The following is a 2,731-nucleotide window of genomic DNA, read 5'->3' on the forward strand; positions in this document are numbered from 1 at the left end:
AGGTAATCGGGTGATTTGTACTGCCTAGGAAGACAGTGGTGGAGGGTCGCCAGCTTTCCCCAACACACCGTTTTTTGGATCTTGTTGAGGGTGCGCTTTTCTGCAATCAGCATCTTCAGTGCCTTGCAGTAGAGCTGATAGTTGGCCTCCAGTTCACCAATGGTGATGCTGGGTGGTTGGGGCGCGGTAGCGGTCATCGCACTAGTCGTCATAGACGAGGCAGCCGGGCGCCTCAGGATTCAGATCGCAGTAGACCTCCATCGGGGTGGGGTCTTTGCTCTCGCCGGGGTGGTGAGCCTTGTAGGTCTCGAGGTCCTTGAGTTCGGCTTCAAGGTGAGCGGCCTTGGGTTTGTCGCCTTCGTTGCGGGCTTTCTCCAGCTCGCTGCGGTCCTGGGCGATGTGGGCGTCGATGCTGTCCAAGAGCTCGTCTTTGCTGCAGAGTACAGCTAGATCTGGCCGCCCGTCCCTCGATACCCCCAAATGGGGTCGTTGTCGCTCGAGTCCTGCGAGCATGGGCGCACTCGTCCGGATGGTTCGGATGCCTCACCCTCGGCTAGGGGCCGCGGTACTGGTGTTGCTGCTGTTGGCCGGTTGTTCAGGGCCCGCAAGCAAGAACGCTCCTCAGCAGGACAGCGAGGCGCAGCGCCAGGCCCTGGTGCAATGCCGGCGCTATCGCGAGAGCCTGCCGCCGCTGGTGGAGCGCTACCGCGAGACCGAGTCGCGGTTGAAGGCGCTTGAGGAAGAGTCGTTCACCTCGGCCTTGGCGCCCCTGCCCCTGGACCCCGAAGAGCAACGTCTACTGACGATCTACGACCAGCAGACCGAGCAGGAGCAGTACGAGCAGGCCGTGGCGGAGTGGCGGCGCAGTGAAGCCAAGCGCCGTCTGGTCTGGCAGGAGGCCCTGCAGCAGCGCCAGGAGGCTGCGGTGACCGAGCGCGATCAGCTTGCGGATCAACTGCGCACGATTCATCCCGCCCTGTTGACCGCTGCCAAGCCCCCGAGCCTGGATGCCAAGGAGTTGGAGCGCTTTCTGGCCTGCTCGGTGGAGCGCCAGCGTTAATGGCACTTCGCCTGCGCGCCCCCCTGGGGGAGGCGATCTCCTTGCTGTTGCTGGCTTGGCCCTGTGCTGGTTGGGCGCAGCCGCAGCCTCCAGAGCTTGTGGGCGATTGCGTGCGGCGCTTTGGCCACACCGGCTGTGCAGCGCGGCTCTATGCCCAGCTGCTCTGCGACTCGTTTGATCAGCCTGCGCTGCTCTTGGCCCAGCAACAGCGCCTCAGCGAGGCCTTTGAGCGGGAGGGGGTGTCCTTTGCCGGGATCCTGCCTGAGGAGGTGGAAACTGCCGCCGTTCGTTATTACACGCCGATGCTCTGCCCGGAGCGCAGCCCGCAGATCCGTGCGCTGTTTCAGCGCTAGGCGCTTCGCACTGCCGGCAGCTTCAGGCTCGACAGCCAGGCCAGTCCCACCATCAACGCCGAGCACCAGAGACAGGCCTGGAGCCCGCCGATCAGAAAGATCGCTCCCGAGAGCAGGGTGCCAAGCAGCCGTCCTGCGGCATTGGCCATGTAATAGAAGCCCACGTCCAGGCTCACTGCTTCGCCGTCGCTGTAGGCGAGAACCATGTAGCTGTGAATCGAGGAGTTCATCGCAAAGACCACCCCGAAGGCGGTTAGACCTGCCACCACCGCCAGACCTGGATCGGCGACCTGTCGCCATAGGGCAATGGCAATCAAGGCGGGAATCGCCGTCAGCAGGGCGCTCCAAAACTGCACGGCCGATGCGCCAGGGGACCTGGTTTGCCCCCAGCTGCGCCGCAGGGCTGGAGCGGATCCCTGAACGATTCCGTAGCCAATCACCCAGAGGCCCATGAAGCTGCCCACTTCCCAGAAGCGCCAGTTCAGGGTCGTCTCCAGGAAGACCGGTAAGGCGACCACAAACCAGACATCCCGAGCCCCAAAGAGGAACATCCGCGCCAGTGAGAGCACGTTGATGCCCTCGCTTTTGGAGAACAGGGAGTGGACTTTGGGCTTGCGTTTCATCTGTCCCATGTCGGCCGGCAGCCCCAGGGTGACCAGAAAGGCCAATATCAAACCCGCCGCCATCACGCCCACCGACGCGTTGAAGCCCAGGGCGGTCAAGAGGACGCCCCCCAGGAAAAAACCAACGCCCTTGAGGGCATTTTTGGAGCCGGTCAGGATCGCCACCCAGCGGAAGAGTTGCTGATCGCCGTCATGGCTCTTGACCACGGTTTTGATCGCGCTTTTGGCGCTCATCTTGTTGAGATCCTTGGCGATCCCGCTCAGGGCCTGGGCGGCCATGACGTAGGCGACACTCCACCACTTCGGCCAGGAGTCCGCCACCGGAATCAGCATCAGCAGGGCGCCGATCTGCATCCAGGTGCCGAGCCAAAGCGTCAACCGCAGGCCAAAGCGTGCCCCCAGCCATCCGCCGTAGAGGTTGGTCAGGATCCCAAAGAACTCATAGAAGAGAAAGAGAAAGGCAATCTCCAGGCTGGTGTAGCCCAGCTGATGGAAGTGGAAGACCACCAGCATCCGCAGCGCCCCATCGGTGAGGGTGAAGGCCCAGTAATTGGCGGTGACCCGCTGGTACTGCTGCAGGGCGGAGAGTCCGCTCATCCTTGGGGCTCCAGCTGGACGAGATGGCTGACCAGATCGGCCATGCGGGAGCTGTAGCCCCACTCGTTGTCGTACCAGCCGTAGACCTTCAGCTGGGT

5 protein-coding genes are annotated in these 2,731 nt (G+C 62.9%); 2 read left to right on the plus strand and 3 right to left on the minus strand.

Features of this window, described 5'->3' with window-relative positions; translation table 11 throughout:
- The coding region (locus QZ184_RS11190) for a DUF3136 domain-containing protein (RefSeq protein WP_296419688.1) at positions 1 to 197 on the minus strand (197 nt) is incomplete at its 3' end.
- A gap of 4 nt (positions 198 to 201) precedes the next feature.
- Complete coding sequence (locus QZ184_RS11195; RefSeq protein ID WP_296419690.1) at positions 202 to 420, minus strand: CP12 domain-containing protein; 219 nt, start codon at positions 418 to 420, stop codon at positions 202 to 204.
- Positions 421 to 511: 91 nt separating this feature from the next.
- Between QZ184_RS11195 and QZ184_RS11200 the strand changes: the two genes are divergently transcribed.
- Together QZ184_RS11200 and QZ184_RS11205 are read left to right on the plus strand one after the other, a co-directional pair.
- The gene (locus tag QZ184_RS11200) at positions 512 to 1,060 is read left to right on the plus strand and encodes a hypothetical protein (protein WP_296419692.1); all 549 of its coding nucleotides are present in this window, start codon (positions 512 to 514) and stop codon (positions 1,058 to 1,060) included.
- A complete protein-coding gene (locus QZ184_RS11205; protein WP_296419695.1) occupies positions 1,060 to 1,413 on the plus strand; it encodes a hypothetical protein in 354 nt (117 codons plus the stop codon). Before QZ184_RS11200 ends, QZ184_RS11205 begins: the two co-directional genes overlap by 1 nt.
- Here QZ184_RS11205 and arsJ read toward each other — a convergent pair.
- Entirely contained in the window at positions 1,410 to 2,633 is a 1,224-nt protein-coding gene (arsJ, locus tag QZ184_RS11210) for an organoarsenical effux MFS transporter ArsJ (protein ID WP_296419697.1), read from the minus strand. The genes QZ184_RS11205 and arsJ overlap by 4 nt on opposite strands.
- Positions 2,634 to 2,731: the final 98 nt, after the last annotated feature.

This window comes from Vulcanococcus sp. DEBay_Sum22DG08_74, from assembly GCF_017852955.1.
Lineage (GTDB): Bacteria > Cyanobacteriota > Cyanobacteriia > PCC-6307 > Cyanobiaceae > Vulcanococcus.

What these genes read in the sequence shown, in the direction of transcription:
- arsJ (WP_296419697.1), bottom strand. Translation starts at nt 2,633, where the DNA reads ATGAGCGGACTCTCCGCCCTGCAGCAGTACCAGCGGGTCACCGCCAAT.
- QZ184_RS11205 (WP_296419695.1), top strand. Translation starts at nt 1,060, where the DNA reads ATGGCACTTCGCCTGCGCGCCCCCCTGGGGGAGGCGATCTCCTTGCTG.
- QZ184_RS11200 (WP_296419692.1), top strand. Translation starts at nt 512, where the DNA reads ATGGGCGCACTCGTCCGGATGGTTCGGATGCCTCACCCTCGGCTAGGG.